This window comes from Pseudomonas frederiksbergensis (assembly GCF_003732705.1).
Taxonomy (GTDB): domain Bacteria; phylum Pseudomonadota; class Gammaproteobacteria; order Pseudomonadales; family Pseudomonadaceae; genus Aquipseudomonas; species Aquipseudomonas frederiksbergensis_F.
Map to the genome: position 1 here is coordinate 87,221 of NZ_MOBR01000007.1, position 15,519 is coordinate 102,739.

17 protein-coding genes are annotated in these 15,519 nt (G+C 60.6%); 4 read left to right on the top strand and 13 right to left on the bottom strand.

Annotated elements, in window-relative coordinates:
- Window positions 1–23 precede the first annotated feature (23 nt).
- Window positions 24–164, top strand: a complete 141-nt coding sequence (locus BK667_RS33210) for a hypothetical protein (RefSeq protein WP_185058184.1) — start codon at window positions 24–26, stop codon at window positions 162–164.
- A 62-nt stretch (window positions 165–226) separates the two neighbouring features.
- On the opposite strand, the gene BK667_RS08175 is transcribed toward BK667_RS33210, so the two are convergent.
- Window positions 227–1,132 (bottom strand): LysR family transcriptional regulator, encoded by a 906-nt coding sequence (locus BK667_RS08175; protein WP_123597298.1) that lies wholly within the window; start codon window positions 1,130–1,132, stop codon window positions 227–229.
- Window positions 1,133–1,237: 105 nt separating this feature from the next.
- Here BK667_RS08175 and BK667_RS08180 point away from each other — a divergent pair, with 105 nt between their 5' ends.
- Together BK667_RS08180 and BK667_RS08185 are read left to right on the top strand one after the other, a co-directional pair.
- Window positions 1,238–2,587, top strand: coding sequence for an MFS transporter (locus tag BK667_RS08180; RefSeq protein ID WP_123512869.1), 1,350 nt, complete (start codon window positions 1,238–1,240; stop codon window positions 2,585–2,587).
- Between the two features lie 26 nt (window positions 2,588–2,613).
- On the top strand, window positions 2,614–3,888 hold the full coding sequence (locus tag BK667_RS08185; protein ID WP_123597299.1) for a glucarate dehydratase family protein: 1,275 nt from the start codon (window positions 2,614–2,616) through the stop codon (window positions 3,886–3,888).
- Window positions 3,889–4,108: 220 nt separating this feature from the next.
- On the opposite strand, the gene BK667_RS08190 is transcribed toward BK667_RS08185, so the two are convergent.
- The 8 genes from BK667_RS08190 to ribBA form a co-directional block, all read right to left on the bottom strand.
- Window positions 4,109–5,035: a bifunctional 5,10-methylenetetrahydrofolate dehydrogenase/5,10-methenyltetrahydrofolate cyclohydrolase gene (locus tag BK667_RS08190; RefSeq protein ID WP_259697961.1), complete on the bottom strand. Its 927-nt coding sequence runs from the start codon at window positions 5,033–5,035 to the stop codon at window positions 4,109–4,111.
- A gap of 228 nt (window positions 5,036–5,263) precedes the next feature.
- The gene (locus BK667_RS08200) at window positions 5,264–6,307 is read right to left on the bottom strand and encodes an LLM class flavin-dependent oxidoreductase (RefSeq protein ID WP_123597301.1); all 1,044 of its coding nucleotides are present in this window, start codon (window positions 6,305–6,307) and stop codon (window positions 5,264–5,266) included.
- A gap of 36 nt (window positions 6,308–6,343) precedes the next feature.
- The gene (locus tag BK667_RS08205) at window positions 6,344–6,829 is read right to left on the bottom strand and encodes a flavin reductase family protein (RefSeq protein ID WP_123512877.1); all 486 of its coding nucleotides are present in this window, start codon (window positions 6,827–6,829) and stop codon (window positions 6,344–6,346) included.
- 130 nt (window positions 6,830–6,959) lie between these two features.
- Entirely contained in the window at window positions 6,960–8,114 is a 1,155-nt protein-coding gene (locus BK667_RS08210) for an ABC transporter ATP-binding protein (protein WP_123512880.1), read from the bottom strand.
- Between the two features lie 17 nt (window positions 8,115–8,131).
- Complete coding sequence (locus BK667_RS08215; RefSeq protein WP_123512882.1) at window positions 8,132–8,941, bottom strand: ABC transporter permease; 810 nt, start codon at window positions 8,939–8,941, stop codon at window positions 8,132–8,134.
- Between the two features lie 6 nt (window positions 8,942–8,947).
- A complete protein-coding gene (locus tag BK667_RS08220) occupies window positions 8,948–9,889 on the bottom strand; it encodes an ABC transporter permease (RefSeq protein ID WP_185058190.1) in 942 nt (313 codons plus the stop codon).
- Window positions 9,886–10,911, bottom strand: coding sequence for an ABC transporter substrate-binding protein (locus BK667_RS08225; protein WP_123597302.1), 1,026 nt, complete (start codon window positions 10,909–10,911; stop codon window positions 9,886–9,888). The genes BK667_RS08220 and BK667_RS08225 overlap by 4 nt, the downstream gene beginning before the upstream one ends.
- 272 nt (window positions 10,912–11,183) lie before the next feature.
- Window positions 11,184–12,293, bottom strand: a complete 1,110-nt coding sequence (ribBA, locus tag BK667_RS08230) for a bifunctional 3,4-dihydroxy-2-butanone-4-phosphate synthase/GTP cyclohydrolase II (RefSeq protein ID WP_123597303.1) — start codon at window positions 12,291–12,293, stop codon at window positions 11,184–11,186.
- Between the two features lie 70 nt (window positions 12,294–12,363).
- Here ribBA and BK667_RS08235 point away from each other — a divergent pair, with 70 nt between their 5' ends.
- Window positions 12,364–12,660: a DUF1330 domain-containing protein gene (locus BK667_RS08235; RefSeq protein ID WP_123597304.1), complete on the top strand. Its 297-nt coding sequence runs from the start codon at window positions 12,364–12,366 to the stop codon at window positions 12,658–12,660.
- A 435-nt stretch (window positions 12,661–13,095) separates the two neighbouring features.
- On the opposite strand, the gene BK667_RS08240 is transcribed toward BK667_RS08235, so the two are convergent.
- The 4 genes from BK667_RS08240 to BK667_RS08255 form a co-directional block, all read right to left on the bottom strand.
- On the bottom strand, window positions 13,096–13,659 hold the full coding sequence (locus BK667_RS08240) for an NUDIX hydrolase (protein ID WP_123597305.1): 564 nt from the start codon (window positions 13,657–13,659) through the stop codon (window positions 13,096–13,098).
- Between the two features lie 3 nt (window positions 13,660–13,662).
- Window positions 13,663–14,415, bottom strand: a complete 753-nt coding sequence (locus BK667_RS08245) for a GntR family transcriptional regulator (protein WP_123512894.1) — start codon at window positions 14,413–14,415, stop codon at window positions 13,663–13,665.
- Window positions 14,416–14,504: 89 nt separating this feature from the next.
- Window positions 14,505–14,894 (bottom strand): carboxymuconolactone decarboxylase family protein, encoded by a 390-nt coding sequence (locus tag BK667_RS08250; RefSeq protein ID WP_027613073.1) that lies wholly within the window; start codon window positions 14,892–14,894, stop codon window positions 14,505–14,507.
- Window positions 14,895–15,024: 130 nt separating this feature from the next.
- On the bottom strand, window positions 15,025–15,510 hold the full coding sequence (locus tag BK667_RS08255; protein WP_123597306.1) for a flavin reductase family protein: 486 nt from the start codon (window positions 15,508–15,510) through the stop codon (window positions 15,025–15,027).
- Window positions 15,511–15,519 lie beyond the last annotated feature (9 nt).

The following is a 15,519-nucleotide window of genomic DNA, read 5'->3' on the forward strand; positions in this document are numbered from 1 at the left end:
ATTGCCTGCCCGGAGATGATCAAATGAAACGCACGACCCCTTTACTGTTGGTGATTGCAGTAACCCTGCTGCTCGGCGGCTGCTGGCCGTATTGGCATGATGGGCATGGGCATGGACGTGATCACGGTCGTTACTACGGAGGTCAGGAATACCACCGCTACTAGTGATGAATACCTGAGCCCAATCTGCAACGGTTGGGCTTTTTCACGCCTGCTTAAAATGTCTTTTACGGTGTACCCCAACCGTCCCTGACCGCCCGTCGAATCCCTTCCAGCAACATCGCAAACGCCGGGTTGTCATTGTTCTCGCGCCAGATCAGGTGCAGCTCGCTTTGCACGCCTTCCCCCAGGTCGATATCGCGGAACACCACATTCTTGAACACCACACTTGAAGCGCAGCGCGGCACCAGGGCCAGGCCCATGCCGGCGTTGACCAGGGCCAGGATGGTCAGGGACGAACCGAGCCATTGCACGTATTCCGGGGCCACACGCGCCGAGCGCAGCATACCGGTCAGCAGTTCGTTGAACGGCGGGTAAGCGGCGTGGGAGTACATTAGGAAAGGTTGTGCATCGAGGTCCTGCACGGACACGCTTTCGGCGCTGGCCAACCGATGATTGCTCGGCACCGCCAGGAGGAACGGCTCGCGCACCAGGCATTCGGTGGCGTAGCCCGGTTCCAGCAACGGCGCGCGGACGATGCCCAGGTCGATGCGGCGGGCGCGCAAGGCTTCGTGCTGCTGGTAGGTGTTCATCTCCGACAGATCGATTTTCACGTGAGGTTGCTTGAGCCGTGCTTCAGCAATGACCCTGGGCAGGAATTCATACACTGCGCTGCCTACGAAGCTGATGTTGACCGTGCCGATGTCGCCTTCGGCGAAGCGCCGGGCGGTGACCGCTGCTTGTTGGGCACGCTCCAGCAGGTTCTGCGCTTCGATGAAAAACGCGCGACCGGCGGCGGTCAGGGCGACGCTGCGGGTGGTGCGGGTGAACAGCTCGACGCCCAGGTGATGCTCCAACAATTGAATCTGCCGGCTGAGTGGCGGTTGCGTCATGCTCAGCCGTTCGGCGGCGCGACGGAAATTCAGTTCGGTGGCGACTGTGGTGAAGCAGCGCAGCTGGGTGAGTTCGAACATTGATCTAATCCAGGTATCAATCGAATGCCAAGTTAGATTAGACGGGATCAATTGCCACGTCCATGATCGGTTCGTCCCCAAAAAAACAAGATCGGGAGTTGCCCCTTGAATACCCTCCAGAGTTCGCCGGAACCCACGGTACTCGCCCGTGCCGCTGCGAAAGTGAAGCGCCATGTGCTGCCGCTGTTCGTGGTCATGTTCATCGTCAACTACATCGACCGGGTCAACATCGGTTTCGTGCGCAGCCACATGGAGACGGACCTCGGCATCGGCGCCGCGGCCTATGGATTGGGCGCCGGTTTGTTTTTCGTCGGTTATGCGCTGTTCGAAGTGCCGTCCAACATGCTGTTGCAGCGCTACGGCGCGCGCGTCTGGCTGACGCGGATCATGTTCACCTGGGGCGCCGCCGCGATGGCAATGGCCTTCGTCAAAGGTGAAACCAGTTTCTATGTGCTGCGCTTTATCCTCGGCGCGGCAGAGGCCGGGTTTTTCCCGGGCATCATTTATTACTTCACCCAGTGGCTGCCGGCGTCTGAGCGCGGCAAGACCATGGCGGTGTTCCTCAGCGGTTCGGCGATTGCCTCGGTGATTTCCGGCCCGGTGTCCGGGGCGCTGCTGAACGTCAATGGCCTGAACCTGCATGGCTGGCAGTGGATGTTCCTGATCGAAGGCTTTGCTTCCATCGTGCTGTGCGGTTTTGTCTGGTTCTGGCTGCAATCCCATCCGCGCGAGGCGAAATGGCTGAGCGACGAGGAGCGTGGCGCGCTGATCAACGCCATCGCCGAAGAACAGCAAATCCGCGAAGCCGCGAAAGGGCCCAAGCCGTCGATGTTCAAGCTGTTGGCCGACCGGCAGATTGCGCTGTTCTGCTTCATCTACTTTTCCATCGCCCTGACGATCTACGGCGCTACGTTCTGGCTGCCGAGCATGATCAAGAAGATGGGCAACCTGGGCGACTTCCAGGTGGGCCTGTTCAATTCGATACCGTGGATCATTTCTATCGTCGCGATGTACGGCTTTGCCGCAATGGCCAGCAAATGGAAATTCCAGCAAGCCTGGGTGGCGTTGACCCTGGTAATCGCGGCGATCGGCATGTTCATGTCCACCACCGGCGGCCCGGTCTTTGCCTTTGTCGCGATCTGTTTTGCCGCCATCGGTTTCAAGGCTGCCTCGGCGCTGTTCTGGCCGATTCCGCAAAGTTATCTGGATGCCCGCATCGCCGCAGCGGTAATTGCGCTGGTCAACTCCATCGGCAACCTCGGCGGTTTCGTCGCACCCACGGCGTTTGGCTTCCTGGAGCAATCCACCGGTTCCATTGAGGGCGGCCTGTATGGCTTGGCGGCGACGTCGCTGGTGGCCGCCGTGGTGATCTTCTTTGCCCGCACCACCCCCAAAGCAGGCAAGCCAACCCCGCGCAACGACGTCGTGGTGCCGAGCCACGCCGCTTCACATTAAGACTTGGATAATCGGAGCCTGACCCTTTGAAAATCACACGAGTGACCGTGACTCCCATCGCCTTCCGCGATCCGCCACTGCTCAACGCCAGCGGCATTCACGAACCCTTTGCGCTGCGCTCGATCATCGAAATCGAGAGCGACAACGGCTACATCGGCCTCGGCGAGAGCTACGGTGATGCCCCGGCGCTGGCGATCCAGATGCAACTCAAGGATCAACTGATCGGCCTCGATCCGTTCAACCTCAACCAGTTGCGCGCCATCGTCCAGGCGACCGTGGCGGCCAATAAAACCACGAGCATTGCCGGTGCCGAACTGGCGCCGGGTTCCCACGCCAGCAAAGCGGTGAGCAATGCATATTCGGCGTTCGAAGTGGCGTTTCTCGACCTGCAGGCGCACTCGCTGAACGTGCCGTTGGTGGACCTGTTGGGCGGGGCGATTCGTGATGAAATTCCGTTCAGCGCCTACCTGTTTTTCAAGTACGCGCAGCACATCGATTCGCCCTATAAACCGGACAGTTGGGGCGAGGCGCTGAATGAAGAACAGATCGTCGCCCAGGCCCGGCGCATGATCGAAACCTATGGTTTCAAGAGCATCAAACTCAAGGCCGGGGCGCTGGAACCGGAACACGAAGTGGCGTGCATCAAGGCCTTGAAGAAAGCGTTTCCCGGTGTCCCGCTGCGCATCGATCCGAACGCCAACTGGTCGCTGGAAACCTCGATTCGCATGGCTGAACTGCTGGGCGACGACCTGCAATATTACGAAGACCCGACGCCGGGGCTGGAAGGCATGTCCGAGCTGCACAAGCGCACCGGCCTGCCGCTGGCGACCAATATGGTGGTTACCGATTTCGATGAATTCCGCCGCAGCGTAGCGTTGAACAGCGTGCAGATCGTACTCGCCGATCACCATTATTGGGGCGGCCTGCGCGACACCCAGGCCCTGGCCAAGATGTGCCAGACCTTTGGTCTGGGTGTGTCCATGCATTCCAATTCGCACCTGGGCATCAGCCTGATGGCGATGGCGCACGTTGCCGCGTCGGTGCCGAATCTGGATTACGCCTGCGACACCCATTACCCGTGGCAGGAACCGGATGAAGAGGTGATCAAGGGGGGCAAGCTGCCGATTGTGGATGGCTGCGTGAGGATCACTCGGGCGCCGGGTTTGGGCCTGGAGCTGGATCACGATCAATTGGGCAAGCTGCATGATCAGTACCTGACGTGTGGCATTCGTCAGCGTGATGATGTGCGGCAGATGCAGCGTTACAAGCCAGAGTGGAAGACGGTTAAGCCGCGCTTCTAATTTCTCAGCGCAACTCTGGGGCTAACACTGAACCCTGTGGCGAGGGGGCTTGCTGTGGCGAGGGGGCTTGTCGGACCGCCGCACCGCCCCGTTCGGCTGCGAAGCAGTCGCAAAACCTGCTTGCACGGTTTCACTCACAGCATGCAGGGGCCACTGCGCGACCCAACGAGGGCAAGCCCCCTCGCCATAAGGTCAGTGTCAGCCACAGCATTTGTGTCGGTCAGTTGATATCCGAATCACACCCATCCGGGTCCGGCTCACGGGCCTTGACGGCGCGCTGCAACTTGGCGGCGATCAACGTGTTCTTCAGCAAATACGCAATCGTCATCGGCCCCACGCCACCCGGCACCGGCGTGATCGCACGGGCAACGGTCCGTGCACTGGCGTAGTCAACATCACCCACCAAATGGCTACCGGATTCATCGGTAACGCGATTGATCCCGACATCGATCACCACCGCCCCAGGCTTGAGCCAACTGGCATCGATCAAGTGTGGCCGGCCGACCGCCGCGACAACGATATCCGCCAACCGGCACAGCGCCGGCGCATCGACGCTGCGTGAATGCACCACGCTGACCGAGCAATGCGCCTGCAATAGCAAGGTCGCCATCGGTTTGCCGACAATGTTCGACCGGCCGATGACCACCGCGTGCAAGCCGCTGATATCGCCGCACGTCTCCTTCAGCAAACGCATGCAGCCGCTGGGCGTGCACGGCGTCAGCACTTCCATGCCTTGCACCAGTCCGCCAACGTTTTCGCGATGAAAGCCGTCCACGTCCTTGATCGGGTCGATGGCGTGAATCACCGCCGCCTGGTCGATATGCCCCGGCAACGGCAACTGCACCAGAATGCCGTTCACCGAGGCGTCGGCGTTCAGTTGCGCAATCTGCTCCAGCACTTGCGCCTGGCTGGCAGTGTCCGGCAGACGGTATTCGAGGGAGCGAATCCCGACTTCCTTGGCTCGCAGCAGTTTATTGCGCACGTAGACATGGCTGGCCGGGTCGTCGCCGACCAGCAGGACTGCCAAAGCGGGAAAAATCTGCTGCCCGGCCAGGGCCAAAACCTCTTCCCGGACCTCGTCGAGCACCTGGGCGGAGATGGCTTTACCGTCGATATCCCGGGCCAGGGTGGGGGTACTGCTGATCAAATGCGTCACCGTCGTCATTGAAAGAGCAGGGCGCAGGTTACCAGTGGAGGGTGGCCGTCTACCACCGGCAGCGGATGGATAGGATGTCGCGGGGGAGTTTAGAGCGCAGTAACCAATGTGGGAGCGAGCCTGCTCGCGAAGGCGTCGTGTCAGTCAACTTCTGCATTGACTGACACACCGCTTTCGCGAGCAGGCTCGCTCCCACAATGTATCTCTGATGCCTCGAGGTCAGCGAAACGCCGGCACCACCTGTTTGATAAACAACTCCAGCGATTTCTTCTTCTCGGCATGGGGCAGGCTGTTGTCGCACCAGAAGCTGAACTCATCCACCCCCAGTTCCTGGTAGTACTTGATACGCGGAATGATTTCTTCGGCGGTGCCGATCATCGCGGTCTTGTGCAGGCTCTCCAGTTCGAACTCCGGCCGCGCGGCGAACTTCTCTTCCGGGCTCGGCGCCAGGAAGCCGTTGACCGGTACTTCTTTGTTGCCGAACCAGGCATCGAAGGTGCGGTAGAACTTGGAAATCGCCTTGGCCCCGACTTTCCAGCCGTCCGGGTCATCGGCCGCGTGCACGTGGGTGTGACGCAGCACCATCAGTTGCGGGCGCGGCACGTCGGGGTTGTTGTCCAGCGCAGCCTGAAATTTGTTTTTCAGGTCGAGGACTTCCTCATCGCCTTTCATCAGCGGCGTGACCATGACATTGCAGCCGTTGGCCACCGCAAAGTTGTGCGAATCCGGGTCGCGGGCAGCGATCCACATCGGCGGGTTGGGCTTCTGGATCGGTTTGGGCACGCTGGTGGAGGTGGGGAATTTCCAGATCTCGCCGTTGTGGGCGTAGTCGCCTTGCCACAGGGCGCGCACCACCGGAACCATCTCCCGCAGCGCCTGACCGCCGGACGAAGCGGGCATGCCGCCAGCCATGCGATCAAATTCAACTTGGTACGCACCACGGGCCAAACCGACTTCCATCCGCCCGTTGCTGATCACGTCCAGCAATGCGCATTCGCCAGCCACCCGTATCGGGTGCCAGAACGGCGCGATGATGGTGCCGGCGCCCAGGTGAATGGTGGTGGTCTTGGCGGCCAAGTAGGCCAGCAGCGGCATCGGGCTCGGCGAAATGGTGTATTCCATGGCGTGGTGTTCGCCGATCCAGACCGTGCTGAAGCCACCGGCCTCGGCCATCAGGGTCAGTTCGGTCAGGTCTTCGAACAACTGACGATGGCTGATGCTGTCGTCCCACCGTTCCATGTGCACGAACAGGGAAAATTTCATGACGCTTACCTCGGATTTTTATTTTTGACGGGCGCTTCAAGCCAGGACGGGCAGGGCGCCCATTTTGCCGTGGCAGTACACCAGCGGACCGGTGGTGCGCTGCGGCACGATCAGGTTCTTCACAGCACCGACCATGATCGCGTGATCGCCCCCTTCATATTCGCGCCACAACTCGCATTCGATGATTGCCGTGGCGTTGCTCAGCAGCGGGTTGCCCAGTTCGCTCAAAGTCCATTCGATGCCTTGGGCCTTGTCCTTGCCTTTACGGGCGAAGGCATAGGCTTCGTTCTGCTGGCCGCCGGAAAGCACGTGGATGGCGAAGCGTTTGTTCTTGATCAGGATCGGGTAGGAATCGGAACTGTAGTTGGGGCAGAACAGCACCAGGGCCGGGTCCATGGACAGCGAGCTGAAGGCGCTGGCGGTGAGGCCGACGATTTGCCCGTCGTCGTCCAGGGTAGTGATGACGGTCACTCCGGACGGGAACGAACCCATGACTTGTTTGTAGATGGCGGCATCGATCATTGGAGGGTCCTCGGGCGGTGTACGGCGGGTTTTTATGTTTGTTGGTCTTATGGTATACCGTAATACATTGTTTGCAAGAGCTTATTAAAGTGAGGCGACCTGTGGCCACAGGACCACAGGCACTTTCAGGTCAATGCGCACCCGCCGCCTTGTTCAGATCACTCTCGGCCCATTGGGTGTAAACGCAGGCATCCGCCGTCGCCCAACGCACTTGCACCGGGTCGCCAGCCTTGAGCGGCATACCCGCCGCGGACAGCGCCTTGACGGTCATTGAAGTCCCGCCCGACGTCACCACGCTGCAAGTCTGGCTTTCACCGAGGAATAACACCTCCACGACTTTGGCCGACACCTCGTTCCAACCCGCCGCCAACGGTTCCTGGATCGCCTGCTGAACACTCAACGCCTGGGCTTTTTCCGGGCGCACCATCAGCAGCACATCCTGATCGGTGTGCAGGCCGGCGGTCAGGCGGATCGACAGCATCTGCCCTTCAAAACTGGCCGCCGCATTGCCCTGGGCCTTGAGCTTGAGGAAGTTCGAGTTACCGAGGAACGAAGCGACAAACGCATTCGGCGGGTTCTGGTACAGGTCATAACCGCTGCCCAGCCCGACGATTTTGCCGTGGCTGAAAATCGCAATGCGCTGGGACAGGCGCATGGCTTCTTCCTGGTCGTGGGTCACGTAGACGATGGTGATGCCGAGGCGCCGATGCAGTTGGCGCAGCTCATCTTGCAGGTCCTCACGCAGCTTCTTATCCAGGGCACCCAGCGGTTCGTCCATCAGCAGGATACGTGGCTCATAAACCAACGCCCGAGCAATCGCCACCCGTTGCTGCTGACCACCGGAGAGTTGCGAAGGTCGGCGATGGGCGAATTCTTCCAGTTGCACCAGTTTGAGCATCGCATCCACCCGGCGCTCACGTTCGGCAGTCGCCAGTTTGCGAATCGCCAGCGGGAACGCGATGTTGTCGCGCACCGACAAATGCGGGAACAGCGAATAGCGCTGGAACACCATGCCGATGTCCCGCTTGTGCGGCGGTACGTTGACCAGCGATTGGCCGCTGACCAGGATCTCGCCGCTGCTCGGGGTTTCGAAGCCGGCGAGCATCGACAGGGTGGTGCTTTTACCGGAGCCGCTGGAGCCCAGGAATGTGAGGAATTCACCGTCCTGGATGTCCAGCGAAATGTTGTCCACGGCGGCAAAGTCACCGTAGTGCTTGTTCAGGTTGCGCAGGCTGACCAGGGTCTTGTTGTTCTGCTGCGCGGGGTCTTTGATCACGGCACTCATTTCTTACTCCTGGGCGCTCAGGCGCTGATTGCATTGCGCCGGCGCAGGGCGGCGGCGATCACCATGACCAGCACCGACAGGCCGATCAGCAGCGTCGAAGCGACGGCGATCACGGGTGTCAGGTCCTGACGCAGGGTGGTCCACATTTTTACCGGAAGGGTTTGCAGGGTCGGGCTGGCCATCATCACGCTCAGCACCACTTCATCCCACGACACGAGGAAGGCGAACAGTGCACCGGCGACCATGCCCGGACGAATCGCCGGAAAGGTCACCTTGAACACCGCCTGCAAGCGCGAGGCACCGCAGATCACCGCCGCATCCTCGATCGACTGATCGAACAGCTTCAGCGAATTGATGATCGAGATGATGGTGAACGGCAGCGCGACGATTACGTGGCTGACGACAAAGGCAAACATCGTCCCGGTGTAGCCGAGTTTGAGAAACAGTGCGTACACCGCCACGGCAATGATCACCAGCGGCACAATCATCGGCAGGGTGAACAAACCGTAGAGCATTTCCCGGCCGGGGAAGCGTCCGCGCACCAGGGCGAACGCGGTGGGCAGGCCGAGGGCCACGGCACAAATTGTCGTCAGCACCGCGACCTTGAGGCTGGCGAACGCGGCGTTCATCCAGTCGGCGTTGGAAAAGAACTGGCCGTACCATTTCAGCGTCCAACCCGGCGGCGGAAACACCAGCCACTGGGAGGAGCCGAATGACAGCAGCACGATGAACACAATCGGCAACAGCAGGAACAACGCGATCAGGCCCGTGGTGAAATACAGGCCCAAGCGCATGCGCCGGCTCATGGCATTGGGGGTCAGGAGCATGACGGCTTACCTCGCGTTGCTGGCGCCAACCGGGGATTCCGGCTGAAGCTTCAGATAGAAGTAGAACAACACCAGCGTAATCACGATCAGCAACGCGGCACCGGCGCTGGCCAGGCCCCAGTTAAGGAACGACTGCACCTGTTGAATGATGAACTCGGGCAGCATCATGTTCTGCGCACCACCGAGCAGCGCCGGGGTGACGTAGTACCCGAGCGACATCACAAACACCATCAAACCACCGGAGAACAGCCCCGGCCGGCACAGCGGCAGGAACACCCGGAAGAAGTTGGTCCACGGGCTGGCGCCGCAGATCGAGCCGGCCTGCAGGATCATCGGGTCGATGGCCTGCATGGTCGCCTGCAACGGCAGGACGATGAACGGGATCATGATGTAGCTCATGCCGATCACCACGCCGGTGAGGTTGTGCACCATTTCCAGCGGCTGATCGATGATGCCCATGGCCATCAATGCCTTGTTGATCACCCCGGACGCTTGCAGCAACACCAGCCAGGAATAGGTCCGCGCCAACAGGCTGGTCCACATCGACAGCAGCACGATGCTCAGGATCCAGCGCCCCCAACCTTTGGGCACCAGGGTGATGGCCCAGGCCAATGGAAAACCGAGCAGCAGACTGAACACGGTCACCAGCCCGGCCACCGAAAAGGTGTTGAGCAAGACCCGGGCATAGGCCGAGTTGGCGAACAGTTGCTGGTAGTTGCCCAGGCCCGGTTCCGGCTCAAGCACGCCGCGCAGCAGCAAACCAATCAGCGGCGCCAGGAAGAACACGCCGAGGAACAGCAGGGCGGGGGCCAGGTTGCCGGCACCGCGCCAGCGCTGGGCCAGTGAAGGGGATTGCTTCATCACAGCCGCCTTGCCGGGAACCGGACCGGCAGCGCCAGCGGCGCTCCCGATCGGAGTGGATTGACGGGACGCGGCCGTCATTTTCATTTGACCAGCCATTCGTTCCACCGTGTCGCGATGGCCGGACCGTTCTTGGCCCAGTACGCGAAATCAAGAGTGATCTGATCCTTAGCGTAGGCAGTCGGCAGGTTCGGGGCCAGGACCGAGTCCAGGCGCGCCACGCTGTCGACGTTGACCGGCGCATAGGCCGTCAGGTTGGAAAAGTCAGCCTGGCCTTTGGCGCTGCTGGCGTTGGCCAGGAACTTCATGGCGGCGCCTTTGTTTTTCGTGCCTTTTGGCACCACCAGAATGTCGGCCATGACCAGGTTCTGTTTCCAGCTCACGCCGACCGGTGCGCCGTCTTCTTGCAGGGCGTGGATCCGACCGTTCCAGAACTGACCCATGCTGGCTTCACCGGAGGCGAGCAACTGTTGCGACTGCGCGCCGCCGCCCCACCAGACGATGTCTTTCTTGATGGTGTCGAGTTTTTTGAAGGCGCGGTCCAGGTCCAGCGGGTAGAGCTTGTCGGCGGCTACGCCATCGGCGAGCAGGGCCAGTTCAAGCACGCCGGGGCTCGGCCATTTGTACAGGGCGCGTTTGCCGGGAAAGGTTTTGGTGTCGAACAGCGCGGACCAGTCCTGGGGTTTGCTGGTGCCGAGCTTGCCTTCGTTGTAGCCGAGGACGAAGGAGAAGAAGAACGAGCCAACGCCGTAATCGGAGACAAACCGTGGGTCGATCTTGTCACGCTGGATCGCGGTGAAGTCCAGGGGTTCGAGCAAACCTTCGGCGGCGGCGCGCAGGGCGAAATCGGCTTCGACATCGACCACGTCCCACTGCACGTTGCCGCTTTCGACCATGGCTTTGAGTTTGCCGTAGTCGGTCGGGCCGTCCTGGACGACGGTGATGCCGCTGGCCTTGCTGAACGGATCGGCCCAGGCCTGCTTCTGCGCATCCTGGGTGCTGCCGCCCCAGCTGACGAAGTTGACGCTTTGCGCCGCCATGGCCGCGTGGCTGGCTGTGGCCAACAAACCCGCAAACAGGATTGCGGTAGCACCTTTGTTCAACACCATTTTCACGCCCTCATTGTTGTGTTTATGAGTGGGGCTTTTTCAACGCCCCTATCGGGAGCAGTAGGTCCATCGGGTCGATTACGACCGTCCGGTCTATGGAATATCATATTATGGTATTCCAAACTTTGTGCAAGCACTTTGCCGTACCGGCTATCTGCCAAATCCGGGTTTTGCAGAGTTCTGTGTAGGAGCAAGGCTTGCCCGCGATGGCGTTCTTAAAATCGCCATCGCGGGCAAGCCTTGCTCTTACGGGTACGGGGAACGCCTCCCGATCATTCGCTAAACGCAATGCTTTCAACGACTTCCAGGTCATACCCGGTCAACCCGGCATACTTCAGCGGCGGGCCGAGATGACGCAATTTGCCCACGCCCAGGTCCTGCAGAATCTGCGCCCCGGTGCCCACTTCAGAATAGATCCGCGACTGCGAACGGCTGAACTGCCGGGGTGGCTGGGTCAGTTGCGGCACCCGTTCCAGCAGCGCTTGCGACGATTCGTGATTGGCCAGCACCACCACCACGCCGCGGCCTTCTTCGGCCACCCGTTGCAACGCCGCCCACAGCGTCCAGTTCGACGGTCCGCTGTACTGCGCGCCGACCAGGTCACGCAGCGGATCGATCACATGCACGCGCACCAGCGTCGGTTCATCCCGGCGCACATCGCCCATGACCATCGCCATGTGCACGCCGCCTTCGATGCGGTCTTCGAAGGTGATCAAGCGGAAGACGCCATGCACCGTTGGCAGTTCCCGCTCGCCGATGCGTACCACGGTGTGCTCGGTGCTGAGACGGTAGTGAATCAGGTCGGCGATGGTGCCGATCTTGATCCCGTGTTTGCGTGCGAACACTTCCAGGTCCGGGCGGCGGGCCATGGTGCCGTCATCGTTCATCACTTCGACGATGACGGAGGCGGGTGTGAGGCCGGCCAGTCGGGCCAGGTCGCAACCGGCCTCGGTGTGCCCGGCGCGGGTCAGCACGCCACCTTCCTTGGCGCGCAACGGGAAGATATGGCCGGGCTGCACAATGTCGGCAGGTCCGGCATCGGGGGCGACGGCGGCCGCCACCGTGCGCGCCCGATCAGCGGCGGAGATGCCCGTGGTCACGCCCGTTGCAGCCTCGATGGACACGGTGAACGCGGTGCTGAAAACACTGGCGTTACTCGGCACCATTTGTTCTAGTCCCAAGCGCTGGCAGTGTTCATCGGTTAGCGTCAGGCAGATCAGACCACGGGCCTCGCGGGCCATGAAACTGATCGCTTGCGCGGTGCAACGATCAGCGGCCAGCAGCAGGTCGCCTTCGTTTTCCCGGTCTTCGTCATCGACCAGAATCACCATTTTGCCTTGGCGATAATCGTCGATGATGTCTTCGATGCTGTTGAAGGCCATGCTGGATTCTCGATGTCTAGGGAGTTCGTAACGTGGTATACCATAATACAAAATTAACCGAGAGGTCACTATGAAGGCGTACTGGATTGCTCACGTGAATGTCACCGATCCCGATCAATACACGCAGTACACACAGCGCGCCCCGGCGGCGTTTGCGTTGTACGGCGGACGGTTTTTGGCCAGGGGCGGGCGCAGCGAAGCGCTGGAAGGTGGGCCTGCGGCGCAGCGCAATGTGGTGATCGAGTTCGACTCCTACGAGCAAGCGGTGGCGTGCTATCACTCCGAGCAGTATCAGGAGGCGAAAGGGCACCGCGCGGGCGTGGCGCTGGCCGATATCATCATCGTGGAAGGCGTGGCACCGGCCTGACAAACGCCACATAACCCGTAGGAACAAGGCTTGCCCGCGATGGCGGTTTCAAGAACGCCTTCGCGGGCAAGCCTCGCTCCTACAGTGGATTGGGGCGAAATGCGAGTTGTGCGGACGACGCAGAACCCTGTAGGAGCAAAGCTTGCTCGCGAAGGCGATTTCAAGAACGCCATCGCGGGCAAGCCTCGCTCCTACAGTGGATTGGGGCGAAATGCGAGTTGTGCGGACGACGCAAAACCCTGTAGGAGCAAAGCTTGCTCGCGAAGGCGATTTCAAGAACGCCATCGCGGGCAAGCCTTGCTCCTACGGAAGATCGGGCAACACGCGAATGGTGCGGACGACGCAAAACCCTGTAGGAGCAAAGCTTGCTCGCGAAGGCGATTTCAAGAACGCCATCGCGGGCAAGCCTTGCTCCTACAAAAGCAGTGGGTGCTGCTAGCGAATGAAGTGAATCCTGCCGCTGTCATCGTTGCCGATGTAGATGCCATAGACCCCGGCCTGGCGTTCCTCGATGTAGCGTTCGAGGATCTGCCGGATCGCCGGGTAGTAGATGCTGTCCCAGGGAATGTCCTCGGGCGCGAAGAATTTGTAGTCCAGGGTTTCCGGGCCGAACTGGCCGGTGATCTCCAGCGCGATGGCGCGAAAGATGATGTACACCTCGCTGATCTTCGGCACGCTGAAGATCGAGTAGGGCGAGAGGATTTCCGCGCGCACGCCGCTCTCTTCCCACACTTCGCGCAGCGCCGCCTGCTCGGTGGTTTCGCCGCCTTCCATGAAGCCCGCCGGCAAGGTCCAGGTGCCCGGACGCGGCGGGATCGCCCGTTGGCACAGCAGGTACTTGCCGTCCTGCTCGATGATGCAGCCGGCGATGATTTTCGGATTGATGTAATGGATGTAGCCGCAGCCGTTGCACATCAGGCGCTCGTGCGTATCGCCCGGCGGCAGCTGTTGACCGAGGTCACTGCCGCCGCACTTGGGACAAAAGCTCGGGCTGAACATTTTTCATCGACCTATGCGCGGTTCTTTGAGGGCGATCGGCAGGGTGATCTCCGGGATTTCACCGGTCTCTTCCTGCTTGCTCTTGAGGTAGTCCATGGCCACCTTGGCAGCGGAGCGCACGTGGTCGACGCACGCCTGATGAGCGACCAACGGATCGCCGCTCTTGATTGCCTCGACCATGCGTTCCATTTCCTGGTTACTGGCGCCGCGACGGTTTTCCTGGGATACCGACGTCGCGCGCAAGTAGCTGATGCGCGCCTGCAACTGACGCAGTTGAGTGGCCGCGACATGGTTGCCCGAGCCTTCCAGCAGTACGTCGTAGAAACCCTGGACCGAATCGATCACCTGTTGCAACTCGCCGTCCTTGAGGGCCTGGCGGTTGAGCTCGAGGGCTTTTTCCAGGGCCTTGATGTCCTTGGCCTTGGCGCGCAGGGTGAACAACTGGACGATCAGGCCTTCGAGTACGCAACGCAGTTCATAGATATCGCCGGCGTCGGACAAGGTGATGATCGCCACACGCGGGCCCTTGGCATCGGCGAATTCCACCAGCCCTTCGGATTCCAGGTGACGCAAGGCTTCACGCACCGACGTGCGGCTGACGCCCAAGCGATCGCACAGATCCCGTTCCACCAGACGGTCACCCGGCAGGAGCTGGAAGTTCATGATGGCGCTTCGCAGTTTATCCAGCACGATTTCGCGCAGGGTAATGGGGTTGCGATTGACCTTGAAGCTGTCGTCGAGTGGCAGGCGTTTCATGGGGTCCGCTCTGAGTGTGGCTGTCCTTGCAAAAAGAGCACTTCGATCACTGGAATCGGCGTGCTCGGTCAGATCAAACAGCCAAGGGGTTAACTTGAGGCCTCGGCATCGGCTTCGGCGAAGGCTTCACGGGCAAGCCGGAAACTGTCCACGGCTGCGGGCACTCCGCAATATATGCCGACCTGAAGCAGAATTTCGCGTATTTGCTCACGACTCAGGCCGTTACGCAAGGCGCCGCGCACATGCAGCTTGAGTTCGTGCGGCCGGTTGAGGGCCGAGATCATGGCCAGGTTTATCATGCTGCGTTCTTTAAGCGACAAACCCTCCCGGCCCCAGACATGGCCCCAGCAATACTCGGTGACCATCTCCTGCAACGGGCGGGTGAAGTCGTCGGCGTTGTCGATGGAGCGCTGCACATAGGCTTCGCCCAGCACCTGGGTGCGGATTTTCAGGCCTTTTTCGTACTTCTCGTTGCTCATCTCGATGCCTCCCATGCAATCCCTGTGGGAGCGAGCTTGCTCGCGATGGCGGCGTCACATTCGGCAAAAATGTTGACTGACCCACCGCTATCGCGAGCAAGCTCGCTCCCACATGTACGGTGTAGACCCGTCAGGCCAGCGAAGGCAACGGCCCCAGCTTGCCTTTGTGATAAATCATTGGCGTCACCGCTTGCTCGGGCAGGATCAGATTCTTCACCAGCCCAACGATAATCGCGTGATCACCGCCATCGTATTCGCGCCACAGTTCGCACTCGATGATCGCCGTGGCCTTGCCCAGCAGCGGGTTGCCCAGTTCACTCAAATGCCAGTCGATGCCGTTGGCCTTGTCCTTGCCTTTACCGGCAAACGCGTAGGCCTCGGCGGTCTGGTCGGCGGACAGCAAATGAATCGCAAATTGCTTGCTGTCACGCAGCACCGGATAGGTGTCGGAAGCATAGTTGGGGCAGAACAGCACCAGCGCCGGGTCGATCGACAGCGCACTGAAGGCGCTGGCGGTAATACCGACGATACCGCCGTCCGGGTCCAGGGTGGTGACCACGGTCACGCCGGAAGGGAAGGAGCTCATGACTTCTTTATAGATGCCGGGTTCGATCATTTCGCAAGA